The sequence below is a fragment of the Ancalomicrobiaceae bacterium S20 genome, from assembly GCA_040269895.1.
Classification (GTDB): domain Bacteria; phylum Pseudomonadota; class Alphaproteobacteria; order Rhizobiales; family Ancalomicrobiaceae; genus Methyloraptor; species Methyloraptor flagellatus.
This window is the reverse complement of record CP158568.1, coordinates 2,805,335-2,825,968: the sequence shown is the minus strand read 5'-3', so window position 1 is coordinate 2,825,968 and position 20,634 is coordinate 2,805,335. Positions and strand designations below refer to the sequence as shown.

Here is a 20,634-nt window from a genome sequence, read left to right as displayed (position 1 = left end):
CATTGGGCTGTCGCGACGTCGGCCGGCAGGTTAAGCGGACGCCGGGGACCGCGCGCGGCCCGGACGGGGTTGCGCCATCAGGGATGGACCAGCGTGGATGGGCCGGGGAGGGCGCGCCGGCCGCAAGGGGATGTAATCCGTGACGACCTCCTATGATCTCGCCGTGGTCGGCGCCGGCATCGTCGGCCTCGCCCACGCGCTCGCCGCGGCACGCAAGGGCCTGAAGGTGATCGTGATCGACCGCGACGCCCAGGCCAACGGGGCCTCGATCCGCAACTTCGGCTTCGTCACCGTGACCGGTCAGGAGCGCGGCGACTGCTGGCGCCGCGCCATGCGCTCGCGCGACGTCTGGGCCGAGATCGCCCCCAAGGCCGGTATCCGCGTCGAACATCGCGGCCTGGTGGTCGCCGCCCGGCGCCCCGAGGCCATGACCGTGCTCGAGGCCTTCATCGCGACCGAGATGGGCGAGGGCTGCCGGCTCGCGACCCCGGCCGAGGCGCTCGGCATCGTGCCGGCGTTGAAGGCCGACGGCCTGGTCGGCGCGCTCCATTCGAGCCACGAGATCCGGGTCGAGAGCCGCGATGCGATCCCGAAGCTCGCGCGCCATCTCGCCGAGGCGCATGGCGTGACCTTCCTGCGCGACACCGTGGTGCGCGCGGTCGAGCCGCCGGCGATCGAGACCTCGTCGGGCACGATCCGCGCCGAGGCCGCGGTGGTGTGTCCAGGCGACGATTTCCTGACCCTGTTCCCGGAGCGCATTGCCGCCTATGGCGTGACGAAGTGCAAGCTGCACATGATGCGCCTGAAGCCGGGTCGCGACCTTCAACTCGGCGCGGCCGTCATGTCCGATCTCGGCCTCGTGCGCTATCTCGGCTACGCCGCGCTGCCCGAGGCGGCGGCGCTGAAGACGCGGCTCGTCGCCGAGCAGGGCCCGCATCTCGACAACGGCGTGCACCTGATCGTCGTGCAGTCGGCCGACGGCTCGCTGGTCGTCGGCGACAGCCACCACTACGGCACGACGCCGGACCCGTTCGCCCCCGAGGCGGTCGACGACCTGATCCTCGACGAGTTCCGTGCGGTACTCGATCTGCCCCAGGCGGCGGTGTCCGAGCGCTGGACCGGCATCTATGCCTCCGCCGCCGACCGGCTGATGTTCGTCGACACCCCCTCGGCCAAGGTCCGCATCGCCATGGTGACCAGCGGCACCGGCGCCTCGACCGCCTTCGCCATCGGCGAGGAAACCATCGGAGACCTGTTCCCATGACCGAGAGCCCCAGCGCGTTGAAGGCCGTCGTGTTCGACTGGGCCGGCACGATCGTCGACCACGGCTCGCGCGCGCCGATGGGCGCCTTCGTGAAGGTGTTCGCCGAATTCGGCGTCGCGATCACGATCGACGAGGCGCGCGGGCCGATGGGCCTGCCGAAGTGGGACCATATCCACGCGCTCCTCAACGCTCCCGCGATCGCCGCGCGCTGGACCGCCGCCCGCGGCACCGCGCCGACCAGGGCCGACGTCGATGCGATCTATGCGGTGTTCGTGCCGCTCAATGCCCGCGTCGTCACCGATTATGCCGACATGATCCCCGGCGCCGTCGAGACGGTCGCGGCGATCCGCGCCCGCGGCCTGAAGATCGGCTCGACCACCGGCTATACGCGCGAGATCATGGCGCCGCTGCTGCCGATCGCGGCCGCGGCCGGCTACGCGCCGGACAATCTCGTCTGCGCCGGCGACCTCGCGGCCGGGCGGCCGACGCCCTTGATGATGTACCGCACCTTCCTCGATCTCGGCGTGTTCCCGGCGCATGGGGTGGTCAAGGTCGACGACACCGAGCCCGGCATCGCCGAAGGTCTCGCCGCCGGCACCTGGACGGTCGGCGTCGCGGTCTCCGGCAACGCCATGGGCCTGTCGCGCGACGAGGTCGCCGCCTTGTCGCCGCAGGACTTCGCCGCCCGCCGAGCCGCAGCCTACGCGACGCTGAGGCGCGCCGGTGCGCACGTCGTGATCGACAGTGTCGCTGACCTGCTGCCGGTCCTCGACGACATCGAAGGCCGCCTGCTGCGCGGCGAAAGGCCCTGACGGAGCCAGAGCGCCGAAGCGCCATCTCGAAGGGAATGGAGCGCCCGGACCGCGGCGCGCCGCCGTGCGGGCCACGCGCAGCGGCGCGGCGATCCCCTGTGCGACGGCCTTGCGCGCGATCCCGTCGCGCCGGGGCGACAGGTCTCGGCGGGCAGCGGCGTCCCGAGTTGCCTCGCCGCGAAATGCCGGATCGGCGAAGACTTTTCCCCAGATGCGGATTTCGCGCGCCGCGGCCTTGAATCCCCGGACTCGATCGGCTAGATGGACAGCGTTCGCGGAAGACACGACGGTTCGATGACGGGCCGCCGCCGACTTCCCGGCCAATCCGGCCTCGGCCGGCCTCCGGATCCGTCTTCGACCATGGACCCGCGAGCGTGGCGACGATCCGCCCGGATCGCCCCGAACGCCCGAACCGACGGGCATCCCGCTGGGGGATAGTTTAACGGTAGAACAGCGGACTCTGACTCCGTTAGTCTTGGTTCGAATCCAGGTCCCCCAGCCAGACTCTCAGCAAAACATGAGCGCGTTCAGCGAGTTAGGGCCAGCCTAACGGGCCGGATCGTGGGCTTTCCCACCGATTTGGCCACCGCAGTGGCCACCGGCGTTTGAGCCTGTTGGTTCGGAGTGGTTCGAAACCCGTGGGGCGCGGGCGTAACCAGCTCGCGGCCCCGGCTCGCCGGACATGCTGGAGCGTCCCCAAAGATGGGCGTCGGATCTTATCTGCGTCTGAAGGGGCGCAGCTCCGTCTTCAGGCGCAAGGTGCCGCAGTGCCTGAGGGCTCGACTTGCGCGCACCGAAATCTGTGCGACCCTTGGAGTCGTCGGCAAGGAGTCGGCCGAACGTGGAGCACGTCAGGTCGCCGTCGCTGTCGACAATTTCTTCCTGCGTGCAGTGCGTGACATGAGTCTGACCGCTTCCGATCTGTCCCTCGTGGTTGCCAAGGCGATCGAAACCTGGCGCGAGGACCACGAACGCGACGAATCCGAAACCGTTCTCGCGCGCGGCCGGATGCCGGCTACTCCGCGCGACACCGCCAAGATCTTGGCCGAAACGGCGGAGATGGTCTTCAGGGCCCATGCCCATGGGGTAAGTCTGCATGGGAACGATTATGTCGCAGACAGCTTCGCCGCGGCGGAACTCGAACCGCCCGTGGATCCTGTCGACCTACACAGAGTTGGGCGCGGCCTGACCCTCGGGCTGTCGACATTCTATCTCGGCGCCGCCGTCGAATTGGCTGATCGTCACGATCTCGGTCGAGGCATCTTGGGCTTGCCGGTAGAGCGTTGGCGCGCGCGTCATCAGAAGCTGGTTCGGCAGCTCGGCCTCGATGAGACACCGGCTCGAGTTAGGCAGCCGGTCGCTCGGGACGCCAGCGGCGGTCCCGGCCGCCCCGAGCCGGCGCTTGCTACCGCAGAACCGAATCGGCAGCTACCGACTGTGGCGCCCGACGAGCCTGTCTTCTCCACGGTGATCGCGGAATCTCTCGAGCGCCGAATCAAGACGGGTGAACTCGCGAAGGGCGCTCTTCAGGACGCGCAGGCGACCATCCGCATCTGGATCGAGGTCGTCGGAGACCGTCCGCTGAAAACATATCGGCGCGAGGACATGAGCCGGTTTCAGGAGATCCTGGTTCAGCTCCCGAAGCACTATTGGCGATCGGAGGCGGCACGCAAGAAGCCAATTCTCGACGTAATTGCTGAGGCTGCGTCGGTCGATGCGAACTATGTTCGGGTTCAGAATACGACCGTGAACAAGCACCTATGCATTATTGCGCCGTTTTTTGATTGGGCCGTAAAGCATGGCAAAATGCTCGAGTCTGCCCAAAATTTTTGGACCGGCTTCCTTCTTCCGACCGGATCGAAGGTAACCGGCCTCGAAATAAACGAAGAGCGCCCCGGCTGGCCCGATGATCAAATCGCGAAGCTGTTCGAGCATCCCGTCTATACGGGTCGGAGGTCCGAATATTTTTACAACGAGCCCGGCTCCGTGATCATTCGGGACGGTCTATACTGGACGCCCGTTGTCGCGGGTCTGCACGGTATGCGACGCGAAGAGTTCAGCCAGTTGAGGGTCCGTCACGTCAAACAGATCGAGGGAATCTGGGTCTTCGATCTGCATGGTTCCGATATAAATCTAAAGACATCATGGTCAAGGCGGTATGTGCCGCTCCATCGCGATCTGTTCGAGCTGGGCTTTGTGGAAGACAAAGTTGTCGGACGACAGCCGGACGAAATGCTGTTCACCGAGTTCAAGCGCAGCGCGGCCAATGCTGTCTATGGAGATGGTATCGGAAAACGCGTCGCCCGGATGATGGAGCGCGCGGGAATGCAAGTCATTCGGAAAGACGGCACAGAAAGCGATGGTGTTTATCATCCTTTTCGCCACAGACTGCGTACGCTGTTGGTCAACAAAAACGTCAACGAGGCTGTTATCGACTCGATAACGGGCCATAGTCCGAAGCGGCGAGGCGGGCAGCAGGCGAGATATACGGATACGGTTCATGTTCCAGTTTTGAAGCAGAGCATAGACTTGGTGTACCTGCCGTACGATATCCAGAAGCTCAATAAGAAGTGGTTGGATTGTTGTCGGTAGAGCCCGTCGCACATCTCTCGCTCCGAGCTGACCGCAACGAAATAGCCTATTACAGCAGCCTGCAGTCGTTTTGTTTGATCGGTTGCGCCTGAAGTAGATTGATGTGGTGTGGATCGCCGCGCTTGTTGGTCTTTGACGATTACATCAGGCGCGAAACCTCGTCGCCGGTCAGAAAACGTCGCGCGATGAGTGCATCGGCGATACGCTCGATCGCGTCGCGATGCTCCGCCACGAGTTCGAGCGCGCGTCGATAATGAGCGCTGAGCTCGTCGGCGATCTCTCGGCGAACGACCGGGTCTTCGAGTAGACCCGTCGCGCGCACTGCGGGCTGGTAGAGAAGGTCGGCACCGAAGCCAAAACGCGCCCACATGCTCTCCATTTCACGCGTCGCGTGAGCCAAATCCGACTCGTCCGATCCGCCGGCGCCAGTGCTGACACTGCCGATGACGACCTGCTCGGCGGCCCGGCCGGCGAGTAGCGTGAGAATCCTGCCGACGAGGTCGTCCCGAAGTTGGAAGTGAACGTCGTCGTAACGGAGCCTCGTTCGGCCGCCGGCCGTTCCCGCGCTTCCGAGACTGACGCTCTCGACACGCGCGCCGGTCACGATCCCGGCCACCGCGTGACCTGCTTCGTGGATCGCAGCTCTGCGAGCACTCGCCGTATCCCGAAAGAAGTTCGGGATTGCCGCGCTTTCGAGATCCTCCAATATCATCGGGCGGCCGGCTGCGCGCGCGGTCCGTCGAGCCTGACGGACCCAGTCCATTGCCGCCGCTGGCGTCACTCCGGCGCACTGAATGGCGAGTGGTGTCAGGTCGACACTCTGCAAGTCTGAGCGGAGGTGATGACGTAGAACGTCCTCCAAACCGTCTGCATCGGGGGGGCCGATGTCAATCGGCGAGCAATCTTGACCCCGGATCGGCGTCGAACTTTGACCCCCTGGTTTCGCGCAGTTGGGCGCTTCCGATCGAATGTCGAAGCTTCGGTGTGAGCATGTCGTCGGTGTCGTGACGGAGGGAGGGCGTAGCCCGACCGGAGGCACTATACCGACGACGGCGCCGATCTCAGGCCCGGTGTTTGAAGCGCCAGCTGTCGTTGCCGGTCTCGACGATGTCGCAGTGATGGGTGAGGCGGTCGAGCAGCGCCGTAGTCATCTTGGCGTCGCCGAACACCGACGGCCATTCGCCGAAGGCGAGGTTGGTCGTGACCACGATCGAGGTGCGCTCGTAGAGCCGGCTGATCAGGTGGAACAGCAACTGACCGCCGGATTGGGCGAAGGGCAGGTAGCCCAACTCGTCGAGGACGACGAAGCCGAGGCGGCAGAGCCAGTCGGCCATTCGCCCCTGTCGGCCGGCACGGGTCTCGGCCTCGAGCTTGTTCACGAGGTCGACGACGTTGAAGTACCGCCCCCGCATGCCGGCTCGGATGCAGGCCCGTGCGATGGCGATGGCCAGGTGGGTCTTGCCCGTGCCGGTACCGCCGATCAGCACGACGTTGCGCTGCTGGCCGATGAAGCCGCCGGCGGCGAGGTCTCTGACCAGGTTCTCGTTGATCGGCGTGCCGTCGAAGGCGAACTCGTCGATGTCCTTGGCGAGCGGCAGCTTGGCCACGCCCATCTGGTAACGGATGGAGCGGGCCTGCTTCTCGGCGATCTCGGCGGTGAGCATCGCCGCGACGATGCGCTGTGGGTCGTGGTTGCGCTTCAGGGCCGCCGCTACGATCTCGTCGTAGGCCGCCTTCATGCCGAACAGCTTCAGCTCGGTCATCGTGCTCAGGATCTTGGTGCGGTCCATCAGCCGGCCCTCCGCAGGTCGTCGTACCGCGCGCAGTCGGCAATCGGCTCGAACCGCAGCTTCAACGCATCCGGGGTCAGGATGCCGACCGGGATCGGCGCGGGCCGCCGTCGCGCCAGGATGTTCAGCACCACGTCGGCGGAGTGCACGCCTTCGCCGAGCGCCTCGGCGCAGGCCGCCTCGACCGCACCCAGTCCGTCGTCGAGCACCGCGGCGAGGATCTCCACCATCTGCCGGTCGCCGTCGTTGGAGCCGGCGAGCTTGCGGCGCACCCGATCCATCGCGCCCGGCAGAACCCAGTCCTTGAACGGGGCGCCGTTGCGCAGGGCTCCCGGCTTGCGGGCGAGCACCGGCACGTAGTGCCAGGGATCGTAGATCGTCTCGCCGCGACCGAAGGAGCGAGGATGCTCGGCGACCACTCGGCCGTCCTGACGAACGACGATCCGATCGGCATAGGCCCGGATCTCCACCGGCCGGCCGACCGCGCTCGCCGATACGGAGTATTTGTTGTTGTCGAACCGCACGAGGCAGGTCTTCGATACCGACGCCGTCACCGCGTGGAACCCGTCGAAGGGGCCGCGATACGGCACCAGCGACGCCCGCTCGGCTTCGAACGCTTCCCATATCGTCCGGTCGGGGAACTCCGGGTTCCGATGCGCCTTGGCGTAGGCGATGCACCGGTCGAGCAGCAGGGTGTTCAACTCGTCGAAGGACCGAACCCGCAGGCGCGGGGTGAAGAACCGCTCGCGGACCAGCCCGACCTGGTTCTCGACCTGCCCCTTCTCCCAGCCCGAAGCCGGCGTGCAGGCGACCGGCTCGACGAGGTAATGCCCCGCCATCTGCAGGAAGCGCCGATTGTAGGCCCGCTCCTTGCCGACGAAGATCGTCTCCACCGCGGTCTTCATGTTGTCGTAGATGCCGCGCGTGCAGGTGCCCCGGAAGAAGGCGAAGGCCCGGTCGTGGGCATCGAACACCATCTCCTGGCTCTCGCGCGGATAGGCACGGACGAACATCATTCGGCTGTGGCAGAGCCGGACGTGCGCCACCTTCACCGTCATCGGCAGGCCGTTCATCAGGACGACCTCGTGGCTCCAGTCGAACTGGTACGCCTCGCCCGGCGCGAAGGAGAGCGGCACGTAGGCGTCGACCTTCGCCGCCGACGTCTCCAACGCCCAGGCCCGCGCGTAGCGACGAACGGCGTCGTAGCCGCCTTCGTAACCCCGGCCGCGCAACTCCTCGAACAGTCGAACCAGCGTCAGCCGCTCACGCGCAGATGCTGCCGCGTTCGCCGCGAGCAGCCCGTCCAACTCGGTCTTCCACGGTCCGAGCTTCGGTAGCGGCTGGTTCCCGCGACTGTAGGAGAAGATCGTTTCACCGGAACGCAGCACCTTCCGGACCGTGTTCCGGGCAACATGCAGTTCGCGGGCGATCTCCTTGATCGAACGACCTCGAACGAAGAACTCGCGGCGTATCCGCGCAATCGTATCCACTGACTTCATCCCCCGACCGCCGCCCTCCACGAAAGGAACGGCAGTCTGCTCGCGGTGGCGGTAAGGGGGTCAAAATTGGACGCCGATCACCCCTCGTAGGGGGTCAAAGTTCCACGCCGAAACACAGTCGGAGACGAACCGCGTCGAGTGGCACTACATCGCTCCCGGCAAGCCGATGCAGAACGGCTTCGTCGAGAGCCTGAATGGGCGCTTCCGAGACGAGTGCCTGAACGAGACGTTGTTCCGCGGGCTGGCACAGGCCCGCCAGGTCATCGAGGATTGGAGAACCGACTACAACACCGAACGACCCCACACGAGCCTGGACGGGCTCACCCCGAACGAGTTTGCAGCACGGTCCCGAGTGGACCATAACCAGAACGGATTCTGGTTATGAATGGGGACTATCCGGGGGCAAGGTCACTCCAGTTCCAACATGACACCTAAACTCGGTGTCCGTGAAACCGGCAGGAGGCCAATACGACCCCTGTCGACATCGAACTGGCGGCGTGACGGAGACAAGAACCAAGCTTAGCAAAGCCGCCGATCTGTCCGCCGAATGGGGACCACCTCAACGCAACGTCGCGCAGCGCGCGAGCGGTAACGCGTAAGCCAGATGAACGTATAGGTGACCCAGCGGCACATGCTGAACTCGCGTCCAGTCGAGCTTATGATCGATCATCGGTTTCATTGGTAGAATGGTCCGAGCCAGAAAATCTATCGAGGTTTGGCTAACGTCGATAATTCCGACTCCGATTAGCCTTGTGATGACGTGGCCGAATTACCGATCAATTGCCGCGTTGAAGGATATAAGCGTCTTTTTGAGGTATGAATCGCTATGTCAATTTGTTTCCGGAATCTTTGAATAAAATCCAAAAAATCACAAGTATATAATCGATAAAAACATATATCACATTGTGCATGAGACCGATTCCAGAAGGAAAGTGTTTATGAAAACTATGTATTGGTTCCGTGTAAAAACCTTTATCGCGGAGAAATACGAGTTAAAAACGCGATGATAGATTAAAATCTGAAGTAAGATTGCAAAAATAATATCGAAATACGCTGAGTTATCTGTGGCGCGCGAAAATATGGCGTTGTATATAAATACCAGCAATCTTTTTCATTGCTAATAACCTACTCTGTCCTCTATATAAAAGAGTGAGATAATAGTAACAATAACCTTACAATAAGTTAAATCCGAGTATAAATGGGAATTAGTGGCGCATGTGTCCAAGATTTTTTATTGAATACATGTACAATAATCAAAAATCGCAAGAAAGAGAAATAATAAATTTCTCTTTTTGGAAATTATTTCAGGCGATACGAACAATAAATCGATGGAAGTCGATCTCTTTCTGTTTGCTGATTGCGCGGAGGGCATGCCCTTTGGCGCCGTAGATGGATGCGCAACAAAACGAAGGGCCGCTGTAGATGATCGCTCGACCTTCCGCAGCTTTCATTCGCCTCGCTGTGTGACGCCCGTCACAGATCGAGGTGCAGTGTCGCGACAGAGCACGTAAGTCGAGATACCGTCGACCGGAGATGAAATACCGTCATTGTCTTGGGGGCACCGATGTCGAACACTCCTTCTTCCGGCAAAAATGATCCCATTGAAATATCGCTCGACGATCTCGACGGCGTGGTCGGCGGCGCGACGGCGCTCACCAAGACCCAACTGAACCAAATCGCCGGCTTCGACACGTCGCAACTGGATTTGAGTGCGCAAGCGGTTCAAAGCGGTGCTGCCGAGGCTGCAGTCGCCCATGTGGTGGCGGCCGGGCAGGGCACCGATGCCGGTGCGATGCATCTGCTCGAGGCGGTCGCCACGCAGAACCACCTCAATGTCGGCCAGGCGCTTGCCGGTTTCGCGGAGCAGATTACTCAAGTCGCCGGGCACACCTCTGATTGGAGCATCGTCGGTCAGGAGGTCGCGACGCAGATTGCGGGCGGGCAGATCACCGCCGCGAACGCATTTCAGGGCATCGAGGCCGCGCTCACCGGCAAGACGATCACAGCCGACCACGCGGTGTCGCTGTTGTCGGGCCTCGCCGCCGCCGGTGACGCCTCGCTACAGGCCGCGGTCGGCGGTGAACTGACGACGCTCGTGGCGCGCGGGCAGATCACGGCTGGTCAGGCCATGACCGATATCGACAGCGCCGTGGCACAGGGCCTCATGACCGGAGATCACGCCGTCTCCGTGCTGTCCGGCGTGGCATCCGGTGCCACGGTCACGCTGCTGAAGGCCGTCGGCTCGGAGATCGCGTCTCTGATCGGCCATAACTACGTCACTGCCGATCACGCCATGGCCGATATTCACACGGCCGTTTCGATCAACAAGCTCGGCGGCGACCAGGCAGTCGCGCTCCTGGCGTCTGTCGCCACCGCCGGCGGACTCGATCTCCAGACCGCAGCGGGCCGCGAAATCGGAGCCCTCGTCACCGCCAACAAGGTGACGGCCAGCCAGGCGATCGTCGATGTCGATCACGCAGTCGCCAATTCCTCTCATACGCTCAGTCCATCCGCGGCTGTCGGTGTCCTCGCCGGGATTGCGGCAGCCAATCCGAGCGCCGTCGCGGCGGCAAGCGCCGAGATCGGCACCATCATCCGTTCCGGTTACCTGACCGGGGTTCAGGCCGCCGGGGCTCTGGCGTCCGCGAGCGCGTTGGACGATGCGGGCGTGGCAGCCGCAGCCGGCCAGATGATCGCCGCCCAGATCGCCGCCGGAACCTTCGCGGCGGCGGACGTGGTCAACAGCGTCCATCAGGGGGCATCGTCGGCCGACCGGGAGGTGACGACCCTCGCCGTGCTCGGCGGATCCGGCAATGCGTCCCTTCAGAGCGCCGCCATTGCCAAGATCGCCGCTCTCGTGACCTCCGGCGCCGTTTCGAACACCCAGGCGATGATCGACATCGGCTCTGCCGCAATCGCGTCGAAATGCACCGGCGATCAGGCGGTGAGCCTCATGCTCGGCGTCGCGACGGCATCGTCCGGCACCTCGACCGCAACGACCTCGAAACTCGGCGGGACGCCGGCGGCCTTGGCTGCGGCGGGAAGCGAAATCGCCACGTTGATCGCGTCGGGCGTGCTCGGTGCCAGCCAGGCGATGACCGACGTGGCGTCGGCCGTCACGGCCAAGACCTTGACCGGGGATCAGGCCGTCACGCTGCTCGCATCGACGATCGCCGTCGGCACAGGAGCCGCCCAGACGGCGGCGGCTGGCCAGATCGCGGGGATGATCACGGCCGGTACCGTTACCGCAACCAAGGCGCTGACCGATATTTCCGCTGCGCTGACCGCCAAGACGATCACGGCCGATCAGACTGTGTCCGTGCTGACCGCGGTCGCGGGCGCCGGCACTCCGGCGCTGCAGACGACCGTGTGCCAGCAGCTCCAGTCGATGGTGTTCAACAGGACCATTTCGACGACCCAGCTGATGACCGACGTCGGCGCGACGGCCCTGTCGAAAGGCTGCACCGCCGACCAGGCGATCAACCTTCTGGTCCGCCTCGGCGTGAGCAGCAACGCCGCGATGAATGCTGCCGGCGCCGAGATCGCGACCTTGATCGCGGCGGGTGCGATCGGCGCGTCCCAGGCGATGGCCGACGTCGGTCAGGCGACAACGGCGAGGACGATCTCCGGCGATCAGGCGGTTGCGATGATCGCCGCGGCGATCGGCGCCGGCAGCGCCGCGATCCAGTCCGCCGCGGCCGGACAGCTCGCGGCATTGGCGTCGTCGGGCGCACTGACGTCCAGTCAAATCGTCACCGATCTCGGGACGGCTCTGACCGCGAAGGTCATCACGGTCGACCAGATGGCCGGGACGCTGATCGGGCTCTCCGTGGCCGCAGACGCGAACGTTCAGCGCGATGCCACCGCCAAGCTCGTGTCCATGATCAACGGCGCCACGATCAGCGCGTCCCAGGCAATGACAGATCTGGATGTCGCCGTGGCCGCGAAGGTCTGCTCCGCCGACCAGGCCGTCACCTTGGTGGCCGGCATCGTCAATGCGACCGGAACGCCCGCGGTGCAACTCGCCGCGAGTAAAGAAATCGGCGCGTTGATCGCTTCGGGCGCCATCACACCTGCAAAGGCTTTGGCCGATATCGGCGCTTGCGTCGGCAAGACCTGCACGGCCGACACAGCCGTCAATCTCATGCTCATGGTCGGGGGAGCGGGGCCGGCTTCCACACTGGGCGCCGTGGGAGCGCAGATCTCGAAGCTCTGCGACTTATCGATCGCCACCTCGCAAGTGATCGCCGACGTCCGCTCGGCTCGGGCGAACGGTATCATCACTACCGATCAGACCGTCGCTGTCCTCGGGTCCATCGCCGGCGCCGGCAGTCTGGGCGTGCTGACCACGGCGGTCGGCGAGATTGGGTCGATGGTCCAGGGTGGCGCCGTCTCGGCGACCCAGGCGGCCGCCGACGTCGCCTCCATGGCGACCGCATCGGCCGCCGCGCCCGATCAGATCGTCAAGGCGCTGACGGTTCTCGGCGCGTCGAGCGTCCCCGGCCTGACGGCAGCCGCTGCCCAGCAGATGACCGCCCTGATCGAGGGCGGAACTATCACGGCCGCTCAAGCGATGGCTGACGTTGGCTCCGTCGTCGCTGCCATCGGCTACAGCGTCGCCGAGCCGGTGGTGAATCTGATCGTCCGCGTCGCGGTCGGCGGCTCGGCCGCGACACAGGCGGCGATCGGAACCGAGATCGCGACCCTGATCACGTCAGGAGCGATCAGCCCCACGCTGGCGATGGCCGACATCGGTTCGGCCATCAACAAGGGCGCCTGTACCGCCGACCAGGCGATGAACCTCCTGATGAGGATCGGCACGAGCGCCTCGACGGCGATCCAGACCGCTGTCGCCGGGGAGATCGCGACCCTGATCGCGTCGGGCTCGATCAGCGCGACCCAGGCCATGGCCGACGTGGGCGCGGCGGTCGCCGCCAAGGCCGTCAGCGCCGACCAGGCCGTCATGATCCTGGCGTGCACTGCGCCTTCCAGCGCATCGGCGACGCGGATTGCGGCCTGTGGCGAAATCGCGGCTCTGGTTTCGTCGGGACTGGTCACAGCGACGCAGGCGATGGCCGACGTTGCAGCGGTCGTCACCAACAAGACGATCACCGCCGATCAGGCCGTCACCACCTACGCCCTGGTCGGGGTCGCCGGCGACGCCTCGATCCAGAAGGCCGCCGCCACTCAGGTGGCGGCCCTGGTGAGCACGGGCGCCGTCACCGCAACGCAGGCGATGGCCGACTTCCAGGGCGCGGTCGGCACCAACGGCCAGACGGGCAATCAGGCGATCGCCTTGCTCGCCCAGATCGCGGCCGTGGGCCCGGGCGTGCTCCAGAGCGCGGTTGCATCCGAGATCCGCTCGCTGATCGGCATCGGTACGGTCACGACGTCCCAGGTCATGACCGACATCGGCGCGGCAGTCGCCGGTAAGGCCGTCACCGCCGATCAGGCTGTGACGCTGCTCGCCTTGGCGGCAAGCGGCGGGTCGTCCGACGTGGCGACCGCCGCGCTCGGCCAGATCACGGCGATGGTGTCGAGCGGACAGGTCACGGCGGCGCAAGCGGCGGCCGATGTCGCGGCGACGGTGTCCTCGAAGGCGCTCACCGCCGATCAGGCGGTGCTCACGCTGCTCACGCTCGCCGGCACCGGCAATGTCGCATGGCAGGCTGCGGTTTCCAGCCAGCTCGTGACGATGATGACCGGTACGGCGATCACGCCGGCACTTGCCATGGCAGATATCGGCGCGGCGGTATCGAGCGGCACCTGCACGGCCGATCAGGCAATGGGCATCCTTGTTCGCGTCTGCTCCGCTGGCAATGCGTCGATCCAGGCTGCAGTCGGCACCGAGGTGAACACGCTGATATCCTCCGGCGCCGTCTCGGCGTCGCAGGCGATGGCCGATATCGGTGCCGCAGTGGCGACCAAGGTCTGCACGGCCGACCAGGCGGTGAAGATGTTGGCGCTCGTTTCGAGTGTCGGAACGGGCGCGATCACTGCTGCGGCGGGCGCACAGGTCAACGCGCTGATCGTCACGGGCGCACTGACCGCCACACAGGCGATGAGCGATATCGGCGCGGCCGGCCGCTCGGCGGCAGCAACCGTCACACTCATCGCGGCCGTCGGCACATCGGGATCCCCGACGACCCAGGCGGCCGGGGTCAACCAGATTCTCGCGCTCGTCGCATCCGGAACGATCGGATCGGCAAGTCTGGCGGCTTCTGCCTTCGGTCCCGCAGCCAAATCGGGCGCGATCACCGGAGACCAGGCCATTACGATGCTCGCAGGGCTCGCATCCGCGGGCAATCCGGTGATGCAGAGCGAGGTCGTCTCTCAGATCAATTCGATGATCAACACCGGTACCATTGCCCCGGCCCAGGCGATGGTCGACATCGGCGCCGCCGTCGCCATCAATCTGAGTGGCGCGGATCAGGCCGTCAACTTGTTGACCCGCCTCGCGGCGACGAGCGCGGTCGCGACGCAGACGGCCGCCGTCGGAGAGATCGCGACCTTGATCTCTTCGGGCACGATCACGTCGGCACAGGTGGTGACGGACGTCCGGGCCGCGATCTCCGCCGGCAATTGTACGGTCGATCAGGCGACGACCCTGTTCACGCTCCTCGGCGCGACGAGCTCGCCCGCGGTGCAGGCGGCTGCAGGCGGTGCGATCGCAGGGCTGATCACGGGCGGTGGCATCACTGCCGCGCAGGCGATAATCGACGTCGCCCGGACGGTGTCCAACCGGATCATCAGTGCCGACCAGGCAATTGGTGTCCTCACGAGCATCGCAGCCGCCGGTACCGCGGCGGTCCAGGCCGCTGTCGGCGGCCAGATCGCGAGCTTCGTCGGCTCCAACGTGATCGACGCCGGCCGGGCCATGGCCGACATCGGCGCCGCCGTCGCGGCGAACGCGTTGACCGGCGATCAGGCCGTGACGGTGCTCGCCAAGATGATTGCGGCCGGACAGCCTTGGGTGGGTTCGGCGGCGGCTGGCGAGATCGGGGCCTTGATCTCCGCCGGCGCAGTCACGGCCGCCCAAGCGGCGGCCGACATAGGGACGGCCGTGACCAACAAGGTGATCACCGGCGATCAGGCGGTCACTGCCTTGGCGGTGATGAGCACGGTTGCCAGTCCGGGCTTGCAGGCTGCGGTCGCGACCCAACTCGTGACGCTGGTCTCGGCCGGTACCGTCACCGCAGCGAAAGCCATGACCGACATCGGCGCGGCCGTCTCCGGGTACTCTCTCTCCGCAGATCAGGCGATCACCTTCCTCGCCGGAGTATCGGCAGCAGCGACAGGTGCGATCGAGGCGGCCGTCGGCCGAGAGATCGTCGCGCTGGTCACGTCCGGCGCGATTTCCGCAGCGCAGGCGTCTGCCGACATCCAGGCCGCCGTGTCAACCAAGGCGGTCTCGGCCGATCAGGCTGTCGGCTTGCTCGTCTGCCTGCTGGCCGGGGGCAACGCTGCGGTCCAGACCGCTGCCGTCGCGACGATCGGCGCGCTCGTCGATGCCGGTGCCGTCACGGCCGACCAGGCGATCAAGGACGTCTGCTCCGTCGTTCTGACCTCGGCGATCGCCGGCAATCAGGTCGGTTCGATACTGAAGGCCCTGAGCGCCAGCGGCAACGTCGCCTTACAGGCCGCGGAGGCGTCGGGCCAGTTGGCAGCCCTGGTCGCATCGGGCGGCATGACCGCCGACCAGGCGGTCGCGGCGCTGACCACCTTGAGCAGTGCGGGCACGGTTCCGGCGCAAACGGCCGCTGCGGCGCAGATCGTCGCGCTCGTCAACGCCGGCCTCGCCACGCCGGCTCAGGCGATGACGGACATCGGTGCCGCAGCGGGGGCAAAGGCAATTTCGCTCGATCAGGCCATCGCCCTTCTGGCCAGGATCTCCGGCGTCGGCTCGCCGGCGATCCAGACAGCTGCCGCCACCGAGGTCGTCGCGCTCGTCAATTCCGGCGCGATCGCGACCGGCACCGCCATGACCGACATCGGCGCGGCCATCAGCACGGAACTCGTCAGTGCCGATCAGGCCGTGACCCTGCTCGCGCAGATCGCCGCGACGGGGACGGCCTGGTTCCAGGTCGCCGCTGCCAACGAAGTGCTGGCGATCATCGGAGCGGGCCAGATCACCGCGGCGCAGGCCGCAGGGGACATTGTGCCGGTGTCTTCGGCGACGGGTTTGACCGCCGATCAGGCCGTCCAGGTTTTGGCGGTTTTGGGCGCAAGTCCGGATCCGACGATCCAAGTGGCCGCAGCGGGCCGGATCGTCGACCTGATCGGCGCCGGGGCCATCGGCGCAACGCAGGCGATGACCGATATCCATGCAGCCGTTCAGAACGGTGCCGTCTGGACGCAGGACGCATCGAACCTGTTGGCGCGGATCTGGGTGGTGGCCCCGGCGGACGTGCAACTCGCGGCCGCCAAGGAACTCGCCGCTCAGGTCGTCTACGCGGCCGGGTCCGGCAATGCCGTGTACCTCCTCAGCCACATGGACGCTGTGGCGAACCATGCGGTCCCGGGCGATCAGGCGGTCGGCTTGATCGCGACTGCCATGGCGGCCGGCGATCCGTCGGCGCGGCCGTTTCTGGCTCGCGCGATGACCACGCTGGTCACGAACGGCTCGGTGACCGATGCGCAGGTCATGGCGGACGTGCAGGCGCTCGCCGCCTCGAAACTGATCACGATCGATCAGGCCGTGAGCGTGGTCGCCGTGCTCTCGACCAGTGGTGATGCCGACATGCGCAATGCCGGCACGCAAGAGCTGCTGTCGCTCATGAAGGGTGGCGTTTCGCCCAATACCGTCGCCAACGATGTGGCCTCTGTCCTGTCTGTTTCGGACGCGGTCGTGCTGATGGCGGACGCCGCCGGCGCGGGCGGTGCGACGCCGGCTCTGCAGGCCACGATCGGCGCCGCGCTGTCGACCTTGGTCAAGGACGCGTCGGGCGTCGCCCAGATCGCACGTGAACTCGGCGCCTCGGACGAGATCGCCGTGCTGAGCGGTCTCGCCGCGACGACTCCCTCGGGCACGGTTGGTCAGGCCGCCGTCGCCCAGATCGCGCAGGCCATCGCGGCGGCGGACCCGACGCATGGCAACAGCCTGTTCTTCGGCGCAGCCGGCGCGACCATGCTCAATGCCCTGAAGCAGTTCGGGCTCGATCGGGCGCTTTCGGTCGTCGACGGTGCGCTCGCGGCCGGTTCGGACGGCACGGGCGCGGTCGATCATCTGATGGGGCCGCTCAATCGGCTCGTCGCCGCCGATGTGGTGAAGGTCTCCTTCGGCGCGATGACGGGAGATGCGGCGGCGCTCGATCTGCAAAAGGCCGCGACACAGAACAACGTCCCGTTCGATTGCGCGCTCACCCGCCTCTCGTCGCTCGCCTCCGACAACAAGGCGATCCAGGACCTGCAGACCGCACGCGTCGCGACCTATCAAGCTCCGTTCGAGCTTTTCAACCAGGTGCGTGCGGGACGGCTCGCGGCGGCCGATGCGGCGGCGATCCTCGCTACCGAAGCGCAGTTTTCGACTGTCCAGGGTCTCACTGCTGCGACGGCCCGCCTGAACGACATCGGCGCGCTCGTTGGCTTGTCGACCGGGGCAAACGGCGCGCCTTCGTCTGCCGCAAACATTGCGCAGGCCGTGATCAGCCATTTCCAGGCGGAGCAGGCGGCCTTCCCGGGCCACGCGCCGCTGACCTCGTCGGCGGTCCCGATCGATCTCGCCGCGGAGCGCTGGGTGTTCGGTTCGGACCCCGCCGCGACGAACGCGGGCTGCGCCGCTGCGCTCTCGCTGCTCTCGGTGACGGGTGCGATCACGGGCCACAGCGCCGCGGATGTCGCGCATGCCGCCATCGACATGGCGCAGTTCTCATTCCCGAAGGTGTCGACGCTCGAAGTGCTCCTGACCGTCGCCGACAAGACGGGCAACGATCACGGCGTGCTCGATCTGGTGCACGATCTGATCGACGGCAAGAAGCTCGCTTGCACCGTGCACGATCAGACCGGCAAGACAGCCGACAAGGCCGGAACGATCGGCATCGGTGACGTTCTGATGAACTGGGCGTCGAATCCGAAGCAACCCAGTCTCATCGGTGCAGCCGCCGGCGCCGATGGTCTCCTCTCGGAGATCAATGATGCCGTCATGCGCCTGCAGGGCAACCGCGGTTCGCTCGCGACGCCGCTGCTTCCGGGGATTTTCCAAGCCGAAGTCACCTTGGGTCATCTCGACAAGACGATCTCGGACCTGATCGTCGACAACACGGTCCTGCAGATCCAGGGCCACGGCGATCCGGCGACCCAGGCGAAGCTCGACGTCCTAGCTGCCCTGGACCAGAAGCTGCTCGACGATTTCGGCATCGCGGTCAGCGCCGGACGATCGATGCTGCCGTTGGTCGATGCGGCGGGCGCCATGGTGGCGTCGAAGGCCTTCGATGTCGGCCAACTCGCCGCATCGACTGCCAATGCGCAGGACCCCGACGCGCAGGCGGCCTTGATCACCGATCTCATGGCGTCGGCCAAGGCCGCCCATGTCCCCGTCGACGCTGCGCTGGCGCTCGCCGCCTTCGGGGCGGCCGGTCACAGCACGGTCCTGAACATGACCATGACGGCTCGGCTGATGGGCGGCGCCGCGCAGCAGGACGTGATGGACCTCGTCTACAGCGGTTCGTTGACCGGTACACAGGCCGCGGCGATCCTGTCGACAGCGGTACAGGCGCTCGCCGCCTCGAATGCGCCGGACGCCAACCACTCCGGCACCGCTCTCGGGTTCGAAGAGGCAACGGCGCGCGGTCTGGTGCTGGCGCAGTTGAGCTGCGCGCTCTCGAGCGCCGTGGACGCCGAGACGAAACTGGCCTCGGCTCCGTCGTCGTCCACGGACGTCGGCAGCGCGGCCGCTGCGGCCGTCGCCGCCACGGCGCACTCGGCCGAAGCGAACATCCTCAAAAACGCGCTGGCGGAGATCCAGACGACCCACGGCTCCGACCTCATCCGGGGTCTCGGTGTCATGACGGGTCTCATGGCCGGCCAGCCGAGCGTCGCACCGGCCGATGCCGCCACGGCGACCGCGATGCAGGCGAGCCTCAGCAAGGTGCTCGCCAGCACGATGGAGGCGCAGACTCAGCAGGACGTGAAGGTCGACACGCTGACGACAGGCAAGCTCAGCGACTCCGCGAAGACGCTGAAGTTCACCAAGGACCACACCCAGGACTTCCAGGACGCCTATCAGGCCGGCGCGATGATGGGCGCGCTGGTGCAGACCTACGCGATGGTGAAGGTCCAGGGACCCATGCCCGAAGGGCAGAAGGGCGATCTGGGATCGCTGTGGACCAATACGACGGACATGCAGAAATCCTTCAAGGATCGCATCGACGTCTCGATGATCGACAGCAACGACTTCCTCAAAGGCACCAAGACCGGAGTCGGGGCGACGGCTCTGGTGCAGGCGTCGCTCGGGGGCGTCACCTTCACGGCCGCGGCCGGCGCATCCGCCGAGACCGGGGCCGGCGTGTCGAAGCTCGGCGCTGCGGCCTATGCACAGGCCGGCGCCTTCGCCTCGCTGAACATGCATGTCGGACCGGTCGATCTCACGGCCTTCGTCGAGGCCTCGGCGGAGTCGCGTGTGTCGGTCGGACTGAAGGGCATCTCGATCAAGGCGAGTGTCGGCGCCGTCGCCGGTGTCGAAATCGCCGAGCATCAGACCCTGGACATGAACGGGATCGAGGCCACGCGTTCAACGAAGCTCGCGGCCGTCGCCGGCGCCACGGCCAAGGCCACCGCTTCCGTTGGTCTGATGAACCAGGCCAAGTTCGGCGCCTTCGCCGGCGCCTATGTCTCCGTCACCGAGGATCTGACCTTCGGAGCGGGTCCGCTCGAGGCGACGTCGAGCGCGACTTTGATGTCGCCGGGCAACGCGGGCGCATCGGCAAATATCAAGGTCGGCCTGGAAGGCTCGAAGATCACCTTCGATCTGAGCGCGGCGCTCGGCTTCGAACTGGCCGGTGTCGGGCTCGGGTTCAAGGGCTCGGTCGACACGAGCCAGGCGGTCGACTTCGTCAAGGACGACATCAGTCGCGCCGTCGAGTTGAGCATCGCCACTTACAAGGACAAGGGGGAGAGCATCGTCAATGCGGCCGGGTCGTCGATCGTCGGCGCGGGCTCGGCCTTCGAGAGCGGCGCCTCGGCGGCGCTCCACGCCGTGGACGATGCGTTCAGCCGCGGCTTCTCCACCGTCCAGGACGCCCTGAACAACGGGCTCAACCAAGCCGCCGACGGGGCCAAATGGTTCTTCAACCCCGGACGCGTCATCTGCACGCACTTCTATCGGAAGGGCATGCTCGATCGCGACACCTGGCGCGCCGACCTCGAGTTCACCTATGCCCGGCTCTCGCCGATCACGGTCAGGGGCTACCAGGCCTGGGCCATTCCCTATGTCCGCCTGATGCGTCGATCGCCGCTTGCGGAACGGCTCATGTATCCGCTCATGCGGTGGCGGGCCGAGGAACTCGCCTACCAGATGGGCCGGCGCCCGAAAGGCTCGCTGGCGGGCAAGATCGTGCGCACGACGCTCGAGCCGGTCTGCTGGATGATCGGTCTGTTCGTCGGCGAGCAGGATTGGCGGAGCCTGTGGCGCGGTACGGAACTCGACGACCGTCGAGGAGCGCGGACCTGACGGAAACGGA

At 65.8% G+C, this 20,634-nt stretch carries 7 protein-coding genes, 1 tRNA gene and 1 pseudogene; 6 read left to right on the top strand and 3 right to left on the bottom strand.

Annotation, left to right across the window (positions count from 1 at the left end; all coding sequences use genetic code 11):
• The first annotated feature begins 139 nt into the window (after positions 1–139).
• From ABS361_12830 to ABS361_12815, 4 genes are all read left to right on the top strand, one after another.
• Positions 140–1,264, top strand: a complete 1,125-nt coding sequence (locus tag ABS361_12830; GenBank protein ID XBY42991.1) for a TIGR03364 family FAD-dependent oxidoreductase — start codon at positions 140–142, stop codon at positions 1,262–1,264.
• Entirely contained in the window at positions 1,261–2,076 is an 816-nt protein-coding gene (phnX, locus tag ABS361_12825; protein XBY42990.1) for a phosphonoacetaldehyde hydrolase, read from the top strand. Before ABS361_12830 ends, phnX begins: the two co-directional genes overlap by 4 nt.
• A 428-nt stretch (positions 2,077–2,504) precedes the next feature.
• Positions 2,505–2,578, top strand: a tRNA-Gln gene (locus ABS361_12820).
• 200 nt (positions 2,579–2,778) lie between these two features.
• Complete coding sequence (locus tag ABS361_12815; GenBank protein ID XBY42989.1) at positions 2,779–4,668, top strand: hypothetical protein; 1,890 nt, start codon at positions 2,779–2,781, stop codon at positions 4,666–4,668.
• Positions 4,669–4,807: 139 nt separating this feature from the next.
• On the opposite strand, the gene ABS361_12810 is transcribed toward ABS361_12815, so the two are convergent.
• The 3 genes from ABS361_12810 to istA form a co-directional block, all read right to left on the bottom strand.
• On the bottom strand, positions 4,808–5,431 hold the full coding sequence (locus ABS361_12810) for a hypothetical protein (GenBank protein ID XBY42988.1): 624 nt from the start codon (positions 5,429–5,431) through the stop codon (positions 4,808–4,810).
• Between the two features lie 298 nt (positions 5,432–5,729).
• Positions 5,730–6,458: an IS21-like element helper ATPase IstB gene (istB, locus tag ABS361_12805; protein XBY42987.1), complete on the bottom strand. Its 729-nt coding sequence runs from the start codon at positions 6,456–6,458 to the stop codon at positions 5,730–5,732.
• A complete protein-coding gene (istA, locus tag ABS361_12800; GenBank protein ID XBY42986.1) occupies positions 6,458–7,957 on the bottom strand; it encodes an IS21 family transposase in 1,500 nt (499 codons plus the stop codon). The genes istB and istA overlap by 1 nt, the downstream gene beginning before the upstream one ends.
• A gap of 130 nt (positions 7,958–8,087) precedes the next feature.
• Here istA and ABS361_12795 point away from each other — a divergent pair.
• Both ABS361_12795 and ABS361_12790 read left to right on the top strand, forming a co-directional pair.
• Positions 8,088–8,342: pseudogene (locus ABS361_12795) on the top strand (transposase).
• Between the two features lie 1,179 nt (positions 8,343–9,521).
• Complete coding sequence (locus ABS361_12790; protein ID XBY42985.1) at positions 9,522–20,624, top strand: hypothetical protein; 11,103 nt, start codon at positions 9,522–9,524, stop codon at positions 20,622–20,624.
• Positions 20,625–20,634 lie beyond the last annotated feature (10 nt).